The sequence below is a fragment of the Deltaproteobacteria bacterium genome (assembly GCA_016874775.1).
Taxonomy (GTDB): domain Bacteria; phylum Desulfobacterota; class Binatia; order Bin18; family Bin18; genus VGTJ01.
Genome location: VGTJ01000042.1, coordinates 16680 through 34131, shown reverse-complemented (window position 1 = coordinate 34131; position 17452 = coordinate 16680). Strand labels below are relative to the sequence as shown.

Below are 17452 nucleotides of genomic sequence, written 5' to 3'. Positions count from 1 at the left end.
GCGCTTGGAGGTGGTGCGCCGTTCGGCAGACGCCAAAGGCTTTACCGTGTTGCCCCGCCGCTGGGTGGTGGAGCGGTCCTTCGGTTGGCTGGGGCGCTAGCGGCGCTTGTGTCGGGACTTCGAACATACCACCGTTTCCAGTGACGCTATGGTGTACTTGGCCAGTATCCGGCGCACGCTGCGGATGGTGACGACGGAAAATACGAATTAAAAAACACTTTCTTAATACTTTACGCACCAGATCGTCCATGTTCCCCAAGCTGTAGAGTGACCGAACTCTGTCGTAATTGCAATGCCGCAGTTCTCTCAGCTCCACCGTGAGAGTTGAAAACTCAGCGAGCTAGGGTGGCGATTCCTGCGACTCTTTTGCCTCTGGCGTGGACTTCCTCTGACTGGTCTGCTACACAACGAGCGGGTACAGAGTCGCATGTGGCGTACGCTATCGTTTCGTACTTCAATAGCTGCGGTGTTGGCACTGCTGTCTCTTGCTCCGCCGTCGTTGGGTTGGCGTGGGGTGATCGACTGTGCTCGACGCTGCCAGCTCGCGGCTACCACCGGCGCGCATTGTCCGCTGATGTATGGCGTCCATCACAGCACCTCGCGTCATCACTGTCATGAACAGCAAACCACAAAGCATACTCCTGCGTTGCGCTGCGCCTGTCCACAGTCGTCTTCACCCACAGCATCGCCCCCTGAGGGGACCCATTTCCTTGTGCCACCGGCATATCGACTTCTGACGGTTTCCACGAATCGCTTTGCGGTCCTGGAACCGCATCTTGTGATTCTCTTTTCTATTATCCCGCCTCCCGATCCCCCTCCTCGCCTCGCCTCGCTCCATTCCGCGTAAGGTCCGCAGTTTCATGCTCTTCAGTTGATGGTAAACGTCCGTCTGCAACCGCAGTCGGGTGCTGGACCGTACGCGCATAGACATTCTCACGACGACGTTTCGCTGGCTGACAAGTGCGTTGCAAGCGACTTTGCTCACATGCGGCGGTCGATTACCGCGAAACGCATCAATATCACGGACTATTCGGGCAATAGCACCGGAGCGGCTATGTATCATATTCGTTTAAGAACGGCAGAACATCGGGCACTGACACACGCCTTAGAAACGACTGCGAATCAACGTCTACAACGCCGCTATCAGGCCGTGGTGATGGTGCATCAAGGCTACTCGCGCCAGCGTATTGCGGCTGACCTTGATATTCACCGCACGACTCTCACCCAATGGTTACGAAAATATCGCACCGGCGGGCTCACCAGTAACAACACACAATGGAGAACATATCGATGAAGACACTACGAAAACAACAACTTGTGATTGGTACCCTGCTCGCCCTCGTCGTGAGTAGTTTCCTACACGCTGGCTATGCTATAGGCGAAGAGCAAAAGGGCGTGGTGCAGCTCCCTGCAGTGACCGTAGAAAGCAGTGCAGAGGTGCCAGAGCGCACTCGTACCGAAGAGCAAGCACGCAAAGAATTACAACGTACACCCGGTGGTGTTGCGCTGATCGGCTCCCAAGAGATTCGTGAAACGCGAGCGACTGCTTTGCAAGACGTTCTGGACTTCGTACCGGGCGTCATGGTGCGACCGCGCTTTGGCAATGTCGCCGACGAGAGTCAGATTTCCATTCGTGGCTCAGGGTTGCGCAACAACTATCATCTTCGCGGTTTAACGCTGTTGATTGATGGGTTCCCCTTGAACAATGCCGATGGCTTTGGGGATTGTGAAGCGGCGGAGTTACTCGCCACTAAGCGCATCGAAGTCTACAAAGGCGCCAATGCCTTGCGTTTTGGCGTGAACACTCTGGGCGGAGCAATCAATTTGGTCACACGTACTGGAGAAGACAATCGACCGTTTGAGCTGCGCACGGAAGGCGGGTCATTCGGATTCATGAAGTATAGCGTGGCAACAGGGTATACCTCCGGCCCTTTTGATCTCTACCTTGGGTTGACCCATACGAGCCAGGATGGCTATCGTCAGCACAGCGAGTTGACCCGCCGACGCGCGTATAGCAGCTTTGGCTATCGTCTTGCCAATGGCACGACGCTACGACTTGATTTGAACTATACTCGGAGTGACCAAAATATCCCTGGCGCGCTCACCCGCGAGGAGTTCAAGCAGAATCCACGACAACGTAACCCCAACAATGTCGCCGCCAAAGAAGCGCGCGATTTTGATTATTATCGCGGGGCTTTCACGGCTTCGATTCCTTTAAGCGACACCCAAACCCTCGATTGGTTTACGCACCTCAATGATCAGTATCTCGAACATCCGCTGAGTTTTGCCGTTATCAATCAGAATACCTACAACTGGGGTTCAGAAGCACGGTATCAGCTGACCGCCCCCATTGCGGGTTACAAAAACCGGCTCACGGTGGGGCTGCAATACCATCAAACACGCCAGGTTGAGCAATGGTTCGAGAATGTACGTGGCAATCATGGGGCGAAAGGCCGCGATCAAATGAACAAAGCCACGTCCATGGGCCTCTATGTCGAGGAACAGCTCAGCCTGACTAATAGCTTTATGGTACTTGTCGGCGGGCGTTTACAGTATGTGCGCCGTGCGATTGATGACGCGTTCCTTGGCGACGGCAGCAGTTCGAATTCCATCGAGTACGTGGACGTGTCCCCAAAAGTCGGCTTTGTGTGGAACGTGCATCCCACCGTACAAGTCTACGGCAATGCCAGTCGCGCTTATGAACCACCATTGTTGCTGGAAATTACCTCGCCAGGACAGCTCAGCAGTGACCTGCGTTTGCTGAATCCGCAAAAAGCCTGGCAATTCGAGATTGGTACACGTAGCACCACGAATGAGTGGCTGTGGTGGGACATGGCGGTGTATGACATCGAGTTGTGGGATGAGATTCAGAACGTCAATATCCAACCGTTTCCCAACGCGCCGTTTACCATCCCGCGCTTTCGCAATATTGATCGTTCGCGTCATCTCGGCGCAGAATTCGCGGTGGACGCGCTCCTGGTCAAAGATGTGAACCGCTTGCTTGGAGGATACACACTGGGTGATACGCTGCGGCTCCGCACGGCCTACACGTGGTCACATTTTGTCTTTGTTGACGACGTGAACTTTGGCAACAACGATATTCCTGGCGCGCCAGAGCACGCGTTGTATAGCGAACTCCGCTACAACAATCCGCTGGGGTTTTGGTTCGCGCCCAATGTGCAAGTGATTCCCACGGGCTATTTCGCCAATAGCGAGAACACGGTCCGCACCAATCCCTACACCCTGGTCAATTTGCGCTTCGGCTACCAGTATAAGCCGTGGAACCTCGACCTCTTCTTTGAAGCCCGGAATCTGATCGACAAGGACTATATGTCTGGCGTGATTGTTGATGATGCCAACGGCCGCTTCATCGAACCGGGTGACGGACGTGCATTCTACGGTGGGATCAGTTATCGCTGGCAGTAACGGAGAAGCGAATGCGCATAGCTCACCGCCGCAGTGCTTCTGCCCTGTGGCATCTGTTGATCGTGTGTATCACTTGTCGTGCGCTTGGTGGCATGACGGCGGCAGCACAGTCGTCGTCATCAGCCTCCCAGCCGAGTACAACCTCAGCCTTCGTCAACGGCCAGTGGTTCAATGGCACAGAGTTCCGCACTGAGACTGTGTATATCGTGAACGGTCGCCTAACACGGATGAAACCACACCGTGTTGATGTCGAGAGGGACCTCACGCAGGGTTTTGTCATCCCGCCCTTCGGCGAAGCCCATAACCATAACGTCGAAGGAGCATGGAACATCGACGCCGTCATCCAAACGTACCTGAAAGCCGGCGTCTTCTACGTCAAGAATCCGAACAACATTCCCGACTTCTCCGAGCAGATCCGTGACAAGATTAACCATCCAACCAGTATGGATGTTGCCTTTGCCAATGGCGGACTGACCACCTCTGGCGGCTGGCCGATTGCGTTATACGAGCACGTGTTACGCACGATGCGGTATGCCCCGGTGGTCGGGGAATTAGCGCCGGGCTGGTTTGCCAACCGCGCCTATTTCATCATTGATAGTGAAGCCGATCTACGTGAGCGGTGGCCGCAGATCATGGCGCGCAAACCAGACTTTGTGAAAGTGTACTTGGCGTCTACAGAAAACTTTGAGAAGCATCGCAATGCCGCTGATCGGCACGTTCGGAGAGGAGTGAATCCGCTCTTTGTCCCCATGATTGTCGCCAGAGCTCATGCAGCAGGATTACGGGTGTCCGCGCATGTCGAAACTGCGAGTGATTTTCATGTCGCACTGGTGTCCGGGGTCGATGAAATCGCCCATCTCCCTGGGTTTGCCATCACGAGTCCAGCGCAGGCGCAGCAAGCGCACATCAGCGATGACGATGCCGCACTCGCAGCCAAGAATAACGTGACCGTCGTCACCACCACACGACTGAGCCACACCTGGCATGGCGGCGAACATGGACATGCAGGTGGGCACGGTCAAGACAAGGCATTGCTCGTGTCAGCGATAGAAGGACAGCAAAAACAGAACTTGCGGGTACTCCACCAGCACGGCGTTAAGCTCGCCATCGGCAGCGACCACGACGAGACGTCGGTCCCAGAAGCACTGAACCTGCACCGCTTGGGCGTATTCGATAATCGCACCCTGCTGAAAATGTGGACAGAGGCCACGCCGCTGGCAATCTTTCCAGGCCGCGCGATTGGCTCGCTCGCCGAGGGCCAAGAAGCCAGTTTTCTCGTGCTACGTTGTAATCCGCTTAATGATTTTGCCTGCGTGGAGCAGATCACGCAGCGCGTGAAGCAAGGGTCTGTACTTACCCTACCAACCAACTGACGGGGTAAGTGCTCGATTCATCACGACAAAGGAGTTTCCCATGATCTGGCTAATTATATTCACACTTCTCTGCCTGCAGGCGGCGGCCACGCACGCCGCAGAACTCACCCGTGGTGCACGAGCCGAGTTCACACATGCCGGGAAAGGGCACGAAGTGGAACTGTCAGGCACGGCGGTCGCTGCTGGTCGAGACGGTGACGTATTTATGGCCTGGGCGCGGCACGACGACCACACCAACAATCTCTATGTCACGCGCTTTACCAAAGACGGCAAAGGCACTGAAGTTGTCCGCGTCAATCCTGACGGCATGGCCGTCGATTCGCTGCATCAATCGCCTGATATTGCGCTCGGAACAAACGGTGAGATTTATGTCTCTTGGTCCTCAGCCAAAGCTAAACCAGAAGGGACCTTGTTCGCCTCGGATGTGCGCCTCTCGCGCTCGCTTGACGGCGGACAACGCTTCGACAGCCATCTGCGTATCAATGAAGATCGACCGATTTCTCATTCGTTCGAAGACCTGGCAGTCACTGTGGACGGAACCGTCGTTGTCTCCTGGATTGATACACGCGAAGGATGGGACAAAGCGGGGACCTATCTGGCCCGTGTTGGTCAACAAGGATCACAGCTAGAGAAGGTCGTCACCCTTGGTGGTAACACCTGTGTGTGTTGCCGCTCGCATGTGACGACTGGTCCCAACAACACCGTTGCGGTCCTCTGGCGCACGGTATTCCCTACGGATATTCGTGACATGACGGTACGTCTCTCCAGCGATGGCGGTCTCTCGTTCTCGCCAACTACACGTGTGCATAAAGACCGCTGGCAGCTCAACGCCTGTCCGCATCGAGGCGGGACGGTCGGCATCGACGCGCAGGGGCGTGTGTACACGACCTGGTACACCGAGGGCGCCAAGCAACAGCCAGCAATACTTTTTGCTACGTCCAAGGATGGGAAACGGTTCTCCTCACCACTGCGCCTTGATACCTCACGTGGCTCGGTTCCCGATCACGTGCGTATGGCGACCGATCCGGCTGGACGCACGGTCGTGGTCTGGGAGGACTCTACCGCCGTGCATCGTCGAGTCCTGATGCGCTATACGACTGACGGCGGGCGCACATTTAGTGCCGTGCAGAGCCTGTCCCCAGCCCTCAAAGCCTACGCTCCAGATCTCACCGTCTCGCCGAGTGGCGTGTTCGTCATCGCCTGGCATGAAGAGCAGTTCCCATTGACTAAGACGATCATCCAGACCATACAGTTACCTGACCGCTAATACAGACAAGAAAGCGGATGCAGCAGTGTCTCGTCAACGGTGGCAACCACTGGGATAGTCGGTCCGCTGCCAACATCCAAACCTGTGGCAACGGTCGTAAGCATGAAGGGAACATCTGCGCACGCAGCAACAGAGTGAGCGCCACGTGGAGACCCTGAGAACAAACACTCTCCAGTCTCGAAGCTTTGTCGTCGCCCTGATCGGCATGTTTGTCCTGTCGCTTGGGCTCCCACGGGTTGGCGCGCTGCGCCATGACCATGCGGGCGGCGAGCACGCGCACGTCCATGCTGAATTCGCTGAATCTCCAGCCGCCCTGCTCCACACCCATCGTGATGATCCGGCATCACAACATTCGCATCCGCAGCCACATGTCCATCACGACCACGCCGCCCACGACCTCCATAACCGCTCGCACTCACACGCACACGCGCATCATCACAAAGTCACGGCGAAAAAAGAGCGTCCCGCAAAAGTCGCTTTTCACCAACCAAAAACTTCGCCTGGCATGCACTGGCATGCGGTCAATGTCTTCCAGCACGCTACTGCCACGCAGCTCGCGCTGCTTCTTCCAACACTGTCAGCTCCTCCTTTGCCAGTGTTGGTCCACACGTTTCCGTTCCTCCGCATTCTGCCGGTCTGTCAACCCCGTGCTCCTCCCAGCGCGACGCATTCCTTGTTTATCTAACTGATAGTTTGTCGATTGAGTCGGCGTTGTCACCACTGCGTCTGCGCAGGGGCGCGTCCGGCTCACGTCAACCCATCGAAAGGAATCACTATGCACGTGATACAGCGGATGTGCGTCCTGGCCCTGGTAGCGCTCGTCTGTGGACCCGTCTGGGCTCAGGAACGTACGGCCAATGACAAGGACGAGAAAGTCGAACAGTCCAAGCAACACTCGACAGCGGAACTGCAACTGGCACAGGCTGCAGCGAATGCGTCGGCTAACCCTCGCATGACCACCAATACAGCTCCACCCACCACGCGATTGGAAGGACTCACAGTAACCGAGCGGCGGCCTACACAAGCCGCATCATCGGAAACGATTCGCGCCCGTGACTTGAAGTTGCGACCGCATACTACGACACAAGAAATTCTCAATAACCTCCCCGGCCTCGTGGCTGGGCAACACGCCGGTGGCGGGAAAGCGATGCAGTACTTTCTGCGCGGCTTTGACAATGATCACGGTACTGACGTCGCGCTCTTCGTCGACGGCGTGCCGGTCAACATGGTCAGTCACGCCCACGGTCAAGGGTATGCGGATCAGAATTTTCTCATCCCCGAAACTATCGAACGCGTAGAACTCTACAAAGGTCCGTATTTCGTGCCATGGGGCAATTTGGCAAACTCTGGCGCAGTCAACTTCGTCACCAGAGAGAATGCGGCAGAGAACTCGATACAAGCACTTGGTGGATTCTTCAACACCATGCGGTACACCGGTCTGGTCTCTCCCAAAATCGGCCCCATACAGAGTCTCCTGGCTGCAGAGGTGTATTTCAGCGACGGTCCCTACAAGAACCCGGAACATTACCGTCGCTACAATTTTTTCGGCAAGTTCACCCTCGATCCGACGCCTGAATCGAAACTCTCGTTCTGGTTCTCTGCGCATGACGGCGATTGGGATGCCTCGGGACAGATTCCCGTGCGTGAAGTGCATGCGCGGCGGCTCGATCGCTTCGGCTCTCTCGACCCGAGTGAAGGCGGCACGTCTGACCGGCAAAATGTGAACCTCGTTTACACGTACACTCCCAGTGCGCAAGAAAGCTGGCTGGTGCAGCTCTACGGCAGCCGCTATAAACTGAAACTCTTCTCCAACTTCACCTTCTTCCTCGGCGACCCGGTGCGCGGCGACGGTATTGCACAAGATGATAGCCGCGTCCTCTACGGTGGCCGCCTACGCTACAACCGGCTGTGGAACCTGGGCAGCATCCCGACCCAAACCACCATCGGTTTTGAAACCCGCAACGATGATGCCGATGTCGGTCTCTTTCGCCAGCAGCAACGGCAGCGATTGGCGGCGACCACGAAGGTCAACATTGAAGAACGGTCATTCAGTGGCTATCTACAACAAGAGTTTTTCCTGCGCGAATGGCTGCGGTTTCAGGTCGGGCTGCGCGGCGATTTCTTTCTCTTTGATGTCAATGATCGCTTGCCTGCTCGTGCAACTGACGCCATTCGTATTCGCGGCAACACGACCGACGGCATCGTCAACCCGAAAGCCAGTCTGATTCTCACGCCATTTCTTCACAACCCGTTCTGGCGTGAAATGGAAGTCTTTCTCAACTTCGGCATGGGGTATCATTCCAACGATGCCCGCGATGCGGTTCAAGCTGGTGGGAAACCGCTCACCCGTTCGACGGGCGGAGAACTTGGTGTCCGCACCAGACTGTGGGAGAGTCTCGATCTCTCCGCCGCGCTGTGGACACTCGATCTCGATAGCGAGTTAGTGTTCGTTGGCGATGAAGGCACAACTGAAGCCAGTGGTCCGACGCGACGCTGGGGCGTGGATTTTGAGGCGCGGTACTCCATCTTGTCGTGGCTTCTTGCTGACTTCGATCTGAGTTTCGCCGACCCACGTTTCCGTGTCAGTGGCGAGGCCATTCCGTTGGCACCGACACTGTTGATGAACGGCGGACTCACCGCGTTGCTTGATAACGGCTTCTCCGGGGCGCTCCGCGCCCGGTTTCTGGATGATCGACCAGCCAATGAGGACCGCAGTCTCGCCGCGCGTGGCTACCTGCTACTCGACGTGATTCTCCGTTACCGGTGGCAGAACGTCGAAGCATCAGTCCAGGTATTGAACCTCGCCGATGTCGATTGGCGCCAGACGCAGTTTGCCACCAATTCCTGCGTCAGGCGAGAAGTTGGTGTCGACCCGCGCTGTCCGACCGATGGTTCCGGTGAAGGCGTGGAAGACGTCAACTTCGTGCCAGGATATCCGATCACCTTGCGCGGTGGGTTGACGTACTTTTTCTGAAACCTGCGCGCTTCCTCCACACACCTCCTCACATCTCTCCCACTCGGAGTAGTGTCCCGCTCCTCCGAGTGCTATGTCTGGTAACATGCCTAGTGTGAATGGAGGGACGTATGACAGAGACGACGGAAGGACCACGACATGAACAACACGCTCCTGCGGCAGCACTCACCCGCCGCACCGTGCTAGGAAGTGCAGCGGCAGGCCTCTTTGCAGCGATGACACCCGCGTTGGCCCACGCAGAGGACCACACAAAACATGCCGCCCACGGCAAGTATCATGACCTCGTCGACGTCACGCTCAACTGCGTGGGTTGGGGGCAACAGTGTCAAAAGCATATTATGAGCTTGTTCACCTCGGGTGATACTTCCTTAGCGCTATGCTCGCTGCGCATTCAAGACATGATCACCGTATGTAACGCATTGGCCAGTCTGGCGGCGGCGGAATCTGATTATCTGAAACCGCTCGCGAGCGTGTGTATACCTGTCTGCGAAGCGTGTGAGAAAGAGTGTCGCAAACATGAACAAAAGCACGCCATCTGCAAAGAGACGGCGGACGCCTGCGCGAAGGTGGTCACTGCGTGCAAGAAGCTGGTTGCCTAAGACAGAGGAAACCCTGCTGCCAATGAAACCTGACCTGTAATAGCCCGGATCACCAAAGACTCGTTGGCTGCACCAAAACCAACTGATGCACGAGGTGGCGGTCCATTGGGTACAGCGACGTTGAGCGTCAGGCGTAAAGTTGACCTGAGAGCCGAGCCGCATTTGCAACGTATAGGCGCGACAGACGATGCCAATCAATCGAGTGACTATTGAAGAACCAGCTGTGATATACCGGGTGCGCCAGACAATCGCCTGGCGCGGAGTCTGATAATCAGTGAGGGTCTTCTGGTGGGGTCGCAGAGGAGCGTTGAGGTTAAAACTGCGGTAACAGGACACTATCGATCACGTAGATCGTGCCATTGGTCGCTTTTACCGCCTGACAGGCAATATTCGATTGATTGACGCGCCCACCATCCTCATAGACAGAGAGGAAGAGACTTTGTCCCTGTAGACTATCAACCTCTTTCGCTCGGCTCGAACGGCGTGGACGAGTGCCCATCGGCACAACGTGATACGTCAATACGCCCGTGAGCAGCTGCGTGTCGCCGACAATGGCTTGCAGCAACGGTGCCGGAATTTTGCCAAACGCGGCGTTCGTCGGTGCGAAGACGGTGAATGGGCCAGGACCTTGTAGCGCACTGACTAACCCGGCGGCTTGCAGTGCACCAACCAACGTACTGAAGTCAGCGGTTGCAACAGCCGCATCAACGATAGTTCCTTGGAATTGGACGGGATCGGTTTTTAAACACGTCCGTGCTTCGGCCGAGATGCCATGGGCCAACGCAGGCACAGCCGAACTCCACAACAGCACTCCGGCAATGAAAACAACAGCGAATACTTTGCGTAACATACAGTTCTCCTTTTGGGTAAAGCGGTTGATACTTCACGATCCCACGCTCGGCAGAGAAATGATCGCGGTGGACCACGGTCATTTCGCCTGCGATGTGTTCGATGTCTCTGACAACATCCGGCGCTGCGCATGTTTGTTTCCGTTCGGTAGTAGAATGTCGCTCCTCAACAGCGCGACAGAATCAGAGGACAGGAGAAGTCATTCCCTTCCTCGCGCTGGCAGTATTAAGATAACGAGAAAATTTCTTTTGTCAATATATTGAGTAGATTTTGAATATTTATTTTACTCGTTTCGCTTGTTGCCGTCGCTACGCTGTAGGCCGTGATTCACCTATAGTTGCTCCCGTTGCGAATGAACTATCAATCTGTGATATTCGCGTGTTCGCGATGTTGGTCGTTACTTACTGCGGTCGTAACAGGCAGTCGAGCATCATGAGTGCGAGCACCCCACGGAGTGTCCAAGCGATGGTCCGTATCCAGTTTGAGGTCAGCAAAAAGCGATGTACGTCCGCAGCAAAACCACGAGTGAGGATCTCGTGCTGCGGTACTTGCAGGAGTGCAGTTGAGCCCCAAATAATAGCCACGAGGAGAACGCCACCCCATACGTAGCTGGCTGGGATCTGCTCCGGCTTCACCAGTACGAGCAGAAAGGCAGTGACCACTTCAATGAGCATCGGCGGACCAACGACCCACGTCGTAAGGCGATTGTGGGTCGTTTCATATGCAGTGAATTGGTCCGCTCCGACCTGGGCAAAGAGCGGATAGTGAACGATCTGGACGAACCAGATGAGGCCGACCATCGTCCAGGTGGCCGCTACATGCGTTAGGAGAACAATGATCATATAGGTTTCCTCCCTCACTTGTGGATAGGTGCGCCGTTCATGCTTCGATCCTGCGACTAAATCGAACCCCGCGACATTCGTACACTCAGGCGGCAAGTTGTGAGATCTCAGCAGGTGTAGAGAGTGCCGCTTGCAGCGTTGCGACCGCAGCAGTCACCTCAGGCGTATAATAGATCGCGGAGAGCGCATAGCGCCACGGACCGTTGCGGCGTAGATGTTGTTTCACATCCTGCACCAGGTGCCAGATGCGTTTGCGGGTATGATTGCGGGTACACTTGTCGTGGACGTCCCCAAACGCTCGCTCAATCGGATTGGCCAGCGGACAGTAGGTGGTACGTAGAGCACCTCAAACCGCGGATGGGTGGCGAGCCATTGCTGAACTTTGACCGCTTTGTGAATCTTGGCGTTGTCGGCGACGACGGTGAGGTACGTAAAGAGCGGCGCGGGGTGCGTGCGATGAAGGTATCGAGCAGGTCAAGAAACAGGCCGGTCTGTTTGCGATATCACACACAGTGGATGATCGTTCCGATCGTGATATCCAAGGCACCGGCCAGTTAGCGCCTCTCATTGGTCCCGGGCGTCAGCACTTCCACTTGTTCTCCCTTGGGCATCCACTGATACCCGACCTTGGACAACACATTGAGGTCCAACTCGTCGGCAAAGAACAGCGCGGTGCCCGCGCGCAATTGCTCGAACGCCAGGCAAATCCGCGCTAATTTCGTCACCCGTTCGCGATCATCATCCCTGGCCGCGACCTTCGCGCGCTTCCATCCCCAGCCCAAGTCATGAAGCCAGTGGCGCAGAGTTTCCGCCGATACGGTAATTCCCCGCCGCACCCGCAATTCCACGGCTAACGTGACGCAACTCCACCGCGTGCGACACCATCCTAACATCCGAGGCGCAGTCTTGAGCAGGGCGCACACCGAACGTTTCAGCGACGGGGTGAGCAGGCGCAGCCGTCTTTGCTGGGGGGCTCGCTCGTTTCCTTCCTCGAAGGTGAGCGTTCCGGCCCGGTAGGCCCGGACGACCCGATACACACTGGAACGCGAACAAAAAAGCACCGCCGCCACTTCGCTCGGTGTCCGTCCAGGGCACACAGGTGTAACAAATGAAGCGCTAAGAGGTACCCATACCGGGCGCGGCGTAATTCAGCCCGCATGCGGACTTGCTCCTCCAGGGGAATCTCCACTATCGTAGGTCTCGGCACAGCAGCTCCTCACTGATCGATTCAAAGATGTCACAACTCTTGATCTATCAGCGTGTGCGCCTCTGTGCCAATCTCCTCTGGTTTGATTTAGAATGCACAGAACGAACTTCGCGAGAAACGCTGTAAAGGACCGCGGGGCGACACGCCAGTCAGCCCCGTTAGGCCAGCCGAAGCTGAGGCGCTCGGTTATGCAACAACGAGCGCAGGACCGGATCGACGCGATTTTGCTGGCAACTGAAAAGGCGCTCGTGGCGAAGGGAAATGACAGCCTCAGCATGGTCAACATTGCCACGCGCGCCGGCATCACGCACACCTCGATCTACCATTACTTCAAGTCGATCGACGAGATCCTCGTGATGCTCCTGTGGCGCCTCATGGCCGACTACTTCGAAAAGACCAAAGCAATGGTGGAGGAGGCGAATACTGTACGGGATTTGATTGAGAGTTACGCGGCAAGCAAACACCTTGCGTGGGATAAGTATCGCAATACTCCAAGCGCCCGCGGACTATACGCAAGGGCCCGTTACCTGACGACGTTGCGCAGGGTCGATGACGAATACAATAGTCGCCGGGCAGATGTAGTGTGTGCACGCTTCAGGCAATTGGCGCCAGAGGCGGATCACTGCGCGATCCGGACCACGATCGAGCTGACACAATCGTTGACCGTACCGACTTTCGACTTCGCGATGAGGCGGCCGAAACGAGAGCAGCTCAAAATCGTCGATGAATTCATCGCGATGATGAAGTCGCGGTTGATGTCCGTTGTCGGCGTCAATGCAGGAGATGAAGACTGATTGCGAGTGGCCGAGAGGGCATGATCTCAAGCGGGCGACTGCGCTTGTGATCAAGTTGTTGGGCTGCTCTCAGTTAGTTAGCTGGTTGCCTCGATACGCTCGTTGAGGAACGAGCGTATCTTCGCATTGGCCGAACGTGCGATATCGATCGGAAACGAATTGAAAGCATGAATCCCTCCTGGATAGACCGCCAGCTCGGCGTGTCCAGCCGAAGCGCACCAGCGGCTGGCCATGAACAGCGTATCGTCCAGCAAAGGGTCCAATGTCCCGACCGTGAACAGGGCCGGGGGAAGCCCAACAAGGTCGGCATAGAGTGGTGAGACGTCCGGCTCGCCGCGCAACGAATTTGGCGCGTACCAGTCATAGTATTGGTTGATGATCGGAGTCGAAAGAATCAGATTGCGCTTCCCCCAGCGGCGCGCGCTCGGCGTCATTGTGAGGTCATATGTGCCATACGTCAGCATCGCGCCGTGAAAGGATGTGACGCCATGCTTGTCGCGCAGCCGCAGCAGGGTCACCGCCGAAAGGTGGGCACCAGCTGACTCTCCGCCAATGAACAGTCGATCCGAGCCGAACTCTTGCCTGGCATTTGCAATGAGCCAAAGCGCGGCGGCCTCGCAGTCGTCGGACGCTGCAGGATAAGGATGCTCTGGCAGTAATCGATAGCCCACGCTGACCACGGCGAGTCCGGTACGCTCCGCAAGCTTTTCAAGGAACGGATCCTGATGGTCGTGCGCCCCGAACGTCCAGCCGCCGCCGTGAATGTGCAACAGCACGCCACGGGCATTGGGGGTGGCGAAGATTCGTAAGGGAATTTGGCCGACAGGGCCGTTGATGAAGCGCTCCGCACCTTTCGGCGATCTGATGATCGGCCCAAAGAAAGACGCGCCGCTCTCACGTGCTTGACGCACGACCTGCGGGGGTACATCTAGTATCGTTGGTATATTGGTGAGGGCTCGTTCGAATCTTTCATTAAAGGCCTGGGTTTCTGCGCTAACAGCTCGTGGATCGAACCACGCAGCATTGAGAATCAGACCAGAGGGCTTATGCATCGGCCAAACCTTTCTCAGAAGGAGCCTCTATGCGTACGGCTAGGATATCGATCAGTGGGTGGGACATGGCTTTCGATGCGGGAGAGGCCTTCAACAGTTTGCATTGAATAAGAGTTCATTTGGCTACCCACAATGCCTTTAGCTGTTCCGCTCAGCCGGCCCTGACGAGCACGCTTCGCTCGCTCTCGAGTACCTTGCGTACTGCAGGGCGCTCCGACATGCGCTCCTTGAAGGCCGTGTAGCTGCCGAGTTCGTTCATCGGCAGCTTGGCGATGACACCCCAGGCATAAAAGACAAGCGCATAGCAATCAGCGACTGAGAACTCTTTCCCTATGATCCAGTCCTTGCCTGTGAGCAGTGAATCGATCTCCCGGCAGTAGGTCCAGAAGTTCTTGTTGCCCATTTCCTTCACGCTCGGCTGCGCGGCGGCGTCCTCCGTGAAGCGCTGGGGATGCCTGAAGTGAGTGAATGACGGATGCACCGCATTCGAAAACCACACCATCGTCGAAATGCACAGCGCTTCTTGAAACGGATCGGTCGGCAAGAGTCCGCTCTCCGGGAATCGCCTCCCCAGATAAATGAGGATTGCAGTGTTCTCAACGAGAACGCGGCCGTCATCGATGACCAACGCCGGCACTCGGCCGCGCGGATTGATCTTGAGATAAGCCTCGACCTTGTTCTCACCCTTCTCGATAACCGTCCGCCTCTCGACGTATGGGAGTCCAATTTCTTCCAATGCGATGTGCGAAGCGGTCGAGCAAGCGCCGGGACTGAAATAGAGGGTCAGCATGGTGAATGGTCCTTAGCGAATGTTCACTGTGATGGTGCGACTGTGATCTCGAACCGTGTGGCCTCGGGCAAGAATTCCAGTGCAGTTTGTTCGGGAGTGCGTTCAGCGGTGGAGCGGATCAGTTCGTAGGTAGTGTCCATTGTTTACCTTGGCTCAACGAGCGCCGAGCAGCTCTCTTCCGGCCCAGCACGAATGCGTTCCACTCGAAATCTTATGCGGCAGTGCCACGCGAGCGATCGGACCGTCCTGGATACGCTTCGCGTCGAGCACCCAGCATTCTGAAGTTTTGGTATTTTCGTCGATCAGGAAACTGACGACGTAGCCGTCGTCCTCCTCCACTGCTCCCAGGCGCGGCGCGAACGGCGACTCGCTGCAATAGACGCCGGGCGGCAACTTGAACTCCCAGCTCTTGCCGGTTTGCAGGTCGTGTTTGACCCAGCCTTTGAACAGGAACCAGCCGGGCTCGAAGGTGCATGAGTACGCAAAGCGGTATTTCTTGCCAGCATGGCGTTGATTGAAGGTGCCAAACTCCAAGATACGGTCGTCCAGCCGCTCCTCGCGTGTCATCCCAGTTGCGAGATTGAAGCGCCAGCGCTGCAGTCGGCTCTTGACGAGATGCAGGTCGATTGTTGCCAGCATGTTGCCGAGTCCCCCGGAGGTACCCTCAGGCGGCTTAGGCAACGGATCTTCCTGGAAATAGCCATCGAGGATCACTTCGTCGCCGTCTTCGTATGCATTCACCCAATGTTGCACGTAGGTCGGCGCGGCCTCGAACCAGCGGATGCCGTCGGCCGGTCCGCGACGGGGCACCAGTGCGAAGCGTGAGGGCACATCCCAATGCATCGTCATCTTGCGACTCTTGCGGGCCACGGCCTCGGCATCGGTGAAAAGCGGCAAGTCGTTCAAGATTGACCAGTGCTCGGTGAAGGCCATGTCGTGCGGCATGCGCGGACCCGGTAGTTGCACGGGAAAGTACGTGAGAACGCGATTGTGCTTGTCGACGACTCCGTAATGCATGTGAGGCGCACGGTTCGAGTAGTTGAAGAACATGAGCTCGCCGGTGTTCTCGTCGACTCGCGAGTGAGCAGAGAGACCGTCAATCGGCACCCAGCCCTCGATTCCCAGCGTTTCCAGTGTATTCGGGTCCAGGCGGTAGCCTTCGCCACACAGGTAAAACATCGACAGTGCTTTGCCAGCGTGCACCTTGATGTCGGTACTGGATGCGTCCTTCAAAAGATCGAAGGGGCCTACTCCCGGCCGCTCCGACATGTCGCGACCGCGATCGCAGAGTCCCCTCCAAAGCGAATGCCTCGCTTCCTGCTCCGCTTGAAACCCTCGTGTGCGGACAAAGCGATTGCGATAGTCCGCTCGCCCGCGGCGGAAGTCGACCTGATGAATCATGCCGTCCCCGTCGAAGGGGAAATAGATCCCAAGCGGCTGCTGCGCTGGGTTCTGACTGTTGCGCAGGTAGATTCCATCCAGGTCCGCCGGGATCGCACCTTCAATGACGTCGAGGTCGGTTGCATCGACCTCGGTGTGCTGAGGCGTCCAAGCGCCGTTGAGGTAGGGGTGATTGCTTGGCTGTAAAGTTACGACAACTGGCGACTGTTCTCTGACGATCATTGTAAGTCTCCCCCTAACGATGGACTTGAATGTTGTGGAGCCGCCGCGGCGACACACTCCGAGATGCATTCCGCGCGCGATTGTTCAGTTCGCTTACAAGTCGCATTAGAGAGAAAAATTGACGATGTGTCAATAAATCGGAGATCGGATGAAAAGGTGTCAAAATGGCGGATTTGTCGCAAACTTTAGATGAAGACGAGGGGAATATCACTATTTGTTATCTACGCAGCCCCAAACGTAGCCATGATCGTGACCTCCATATGCTATGGCTTGAAGATGCAAAGGGCATTGCCTCGTCTACTCAGTTCATGACACTGGCTGGTCGTAGCAGGGGAGCGTGAACAGCGCATGACCTCTATCACACGACCTGTTACAGTGATTGCTGTCTCCACCTCAATTTCCTCTCGGAATGAACCCGGGAATGCCGGTCTCCACAACGGTATTAAGCCTGACCCGCAGCGTGATTCCTTCGTTCATCTCCCGCATGGCGTTTTCGGGAAGGGTGGAGACGTCAAAGTTCTCCTTCAACCTCTTGCAAATGAAGAAACTCCGATGTCACTGCCCAGCTAAATCGAACCACAGAACATTTGTACACTTTATACGAGAGCCCTTTGGCCGTGTCATTCTGAGTGCAGCGAAGAATCTCTCGGAGAGAC

General features: G+C 56.3%; 16 protein-coding genes and 1 pseudogene. 9 read left to right on the top strand and 8 right to left on the bottom strand.

Going from position 1 to position 17452, the window contains the following annotated elements:
- Positions 1–250: hypothetical protein (locus FJ147_09520; GenBank protein ID MBM4256122.1), on the bottom strand; the 250-nt coding region annotated here is incomplete at its 3' end.
- A 177-nt stretch (positions 251–427) separates the two neighbouring features.
- Here FJ147_09520 and FJ147_09515 point away from each other — a divergent pair.
- The 8 genes from FJ147_09515 to FJ147_09480 all read left to right on the top strand — a co-directional run bounded on the left by FJ147_09515 (position 428) and on the right by FJ147_09480 (position 9639).
- Positions 428–847 carry a hypothetical protein gene (locus FJ147_09515; GenBank protein MBM4256121.1) on the top strand — a complete coding sequence of 140 codons (420 nt, stop codon included), beginning with the start codon at positions 428–430 and terminating at the stop codon, positions 845–847.
- 27 nt (positions 848–874) lie between these two features.
- Positions 875–1294, top strand: a complete 420-nt coding sequence (locus FJ147_09510; GenBank protein MBM4256120.1) for a helix-turn-helix domain-containing protein — start codon at positions 875–877, stop codon at positions 1292–1294.
- On the top strand, positions 1276–3426 hold the full coding sequence (locus FJ147_09505; GenBank protein ID MBM4256119.1) for a TonB-dependent receptor: 2151 nt from the start codon (positions 1276–1278) through the stop codon (positions 3424–3426). Before FJ147_09510 ends, FJ147_09505 begins: the two co-directional genes overlap by 19 nt.
- Before the next feature lie 11 nt (positions 3427–3437).
- The gene (locus tag FJ147_09500; protein ID MBM4256118.1) at positions 3438–4799 is read left to right on the top strand and encodes an amidohydrolase family protein; all 1362 of its coding nucleotides are present in this window, start codon (positions 3438–3440) and stop codon (positions 4797–4799) included.
- A gap of 40 nt (positions 4800–4839) precedes the next feature.
- Positions 4840–6066 carry a hypothetical protein gene (locus tag FJ147_09495; protein ID MBM4256117.1) on the top strand — a complete coding sequence of 409 codons (1227 nt, stop codon included), beginning with the start codon at positions 4840–4842 and terminating at the stop codon, positions 6064–6066.
- A gap of 145 nt (positions 6067–6211) precedes the next feature.
- Positions 6212–6751, top strand: a complete 540-nt coding sequence (locus FJ147_09490) for a hypothetical protein (GenBank protein MBM4256116.1) — start codon at positions 6212–6214, stop codon at positions 6749–6751.
- A gap of 90 nt (positions 6752–6841) precedes the next feature.
- On the top strand, positions 6842–9040 hold the full coding sequence (locus FJ147_09485; protein ID MBM4256115.1) for a TonB-dependent receptor: 2199 nt from the start codon (positions 6842–6844) through the stop codon (positions 9038–9040).
- A gap of 98 nt (positions 9041–9138) precedes the next feature.
- Positions 9139–9639: a Csp1 family four helix bundle copper storage protein gene (locus FJ147_09480; GenBank protein ID MBM4256114.1), complete on the top strand. Its 501-nt coding sequence runs from the start codon at positions 9139–9141 to the stop codon at positions 9637–9639.
- Between the two features lie 313 nt (positions 9640–9952).
- On the opposite strand, the gene FJ147_09475 is transcribed toward FJ147_09480, so the two are convergent.
- From FJ147_09475 to FJ147_09465, 3 genes are all read right to left on the bottom strand, one after another.
- The gene (locus tag FJ147_09475; protein ID MBM4256113.1) at positions 9953–10489 is read right to left on the bottom strand and encodes a fasciclin domain-containing protein; all 537 of its coding nucleotides are present in this window, start codon (positions 10487–10489) and stop codon (positions 9953–9955) included.
- Positions 10490–10889: 400 nt separating this feature from the next.
- A complete protein-coding gene (locus FJ147_09470; protein MBM4256112.1) occupies positions 10890–11330 on the bottom strand; it encodes a hypothetical protein in 441 nt (146 codons plus the stop codon).
- Between the two features lie 554 nt (positions 11331–11884).
- Positions 11885–12223: a hypothetical protein gene (locus tag FJ147_09465; GenBank protein MBM4256111.1), complete on the bottom strand. Its 339-nt coding sequence runs from the start codon at positions 12221–12223 to the stop codon at positions 11885–11887.
- 406 nt (positions 12224–12629) lie between these two features.
- Between FJ147_09465 and FJ147_09460 the strand changes: the two genes are divergently transcribed.
- The gene (locus FJ147_09460) at positions 12630–13331 is read left to right on the top strand and encodes a TetR/AcrR family transcriptional regulator (protein MBM4256110.1); all 702 of its coding nucleotides are present in this window, start codon (positions 12630–12632) and stop codon (positions 13329–13331) included.
- A gap of 77 nt (positions 13332–13408) precedes the next feature.
- Here the strand turns inward: FJ147_09460 and FJ147_09455 are convergent, their stop codons facing one another.
- The 4 genes and pseudogenes from FJ147_09455 to FJ147_09440 all read right to left on the bottom strand — a co-directional run bounded on the left by FJ147_09455 (position 13409) and on the right by FJ147_09440 (position 17327).
- Positions 13409–14383: an alpha/beta hydrolase gene (locus tag FJ147_09455; GenBank protein MBM4256109.1), complete on the bottom strand. Its 975-nt coding sequence runs from the start codon at positions 14381–14383 to the stop codon at positions 13409–13411.
- 151 nt (positions 14384–14534) lie between these two features.
- The gene (locus FJ147_09450; protein MBM4256108.1) at positions 14535–15173 is read right to left on the bottom strand and encodes a glutathione S-transferase family protein; all 639 of its coding nucleotides are present in this window, start codon (positions 15171–15173) and stop codon (positions 14535–14537) included.
- 153 nt (positions 15174–15326) lie between these two features.
- Positions 15327–16796 (bottom strand): apocarotenoid-15,15'-oxygenase, encoded by a 1470-nt coding sequence (locus tag FJ147_09445; protein MBM4256107.1) that lies wholly within the window; start codon positions 16794–16796, stop codon positions 15327–15329.
- A gap of 393 nt (positions 16797–17189) precedes the next feature.
- Positions 17190–17327: pseudogene (locus FJ147_09440) on the bottom strand (aldo/keto reductase).
- Between the last annotated feature and the right edge of the window lie 125 nt (positions 17328–17452).

Excerpts from the sequence above, each read along its gene's own strand:
- FJ147_09465 (MBM4256111.1), bottom strand. The coding sequence starts at position 12,223 with ATGTTAGGATGGTGTCGCACGCGGTGGAGTTGCGTCACGTTAGCCGTG.
- FJ147_09510 (MBM4256120.1), top strand. The coding sequence starts at position 875 with ATGGTAAACGTCCGTCTGCAACCGCAGTCGGGTGCTGGACCGTACGCG.
- FJ147_09475 (MBM4256113.1), bottom strand. The coding sequence starts at position 10,489 with ATGTTACGCAAAGTATTCGCTGTTGTTTTCATTGCCGGAGTGCTGTTG.
- FJ147_09470 (MBM4256112.1), bottom strand. The coding sequence starts at position 11,330 with ATGATCATTGTTCTCCTAACGCATGTAGCGGCCACCTGGACGATGGTC.
- FJ147_09500 (MBM4256118.1), top strand. The coding sequence starts at position 3,438 with ATGCGCATAGCTCACCGCCGCAGTGCTTCTGCCCTGTGGCATCTGTTG.
- FJ147_09460 (MBM4256110.1), top strand. The coding sequence starts at position 12,630 with ATGCACAGAACGAACTTCGCGAGAAACGCTGTAAAGGACCGCGGGGCG.
- FJ147_09495 (MBM4256117.1), top strand. The coding sequence starts at position 4,840 with ATGATCTGGCTAATTATATTCACACTTCTCTGCCTGCAGGCGGCGGCC.
- FJ147_09455 (MBM4256109.1), bottom strand. The coding sequence starts at position 14,383 with ATGCATAAGCCCTCTGGTCTGATTCTCAATGCTGCGTGGTTCGATCCA.
- FJ147_09505 (MBM4256119.1), top strand. The coding sequence starts at position 1,276 with ATGGAGAACATATCGATGAAGACACTACGAAAACAACAACTTGTGATT.
- FJ147_09485 (MBM4256115.1), top strand. The coding sequence starts at position 6,842 with ATGCACGTGATACAGCGGATGTGCGTCCTGGCCCTGGTAGCGCTCGTC.
- FJ147_09450 (MBM4256108.1), bottom strand. The coding sequence starts at position 15,173 with ATGCTGACCCTCTATTTCAGTCCCGGCGCTTGCTCGACCGCTTCGCAC.
- FJ147_09515 (MBM4256121.1), top strand. The coding sequence starts at position 428 with ATGTGGCGTACGCTATCGTTTCGTACTTCAATAGCTGCGGTGTTGGCA.
- FJ147_09445 (MBM4256107.1), bottom strand. The coding sequence starts at position 16,796 with ATGATCGTCAGAGAACAGTCGCCAGTTGTCGTAACTTTACAGCCAAGC.
- FJ147_09480 (MBM4256114.1), top strand. The coding sequence starts at position 9,139 with ATGGAGGGACGTATGACAGAGACGACGGAAGGACCACGACATGAACAA.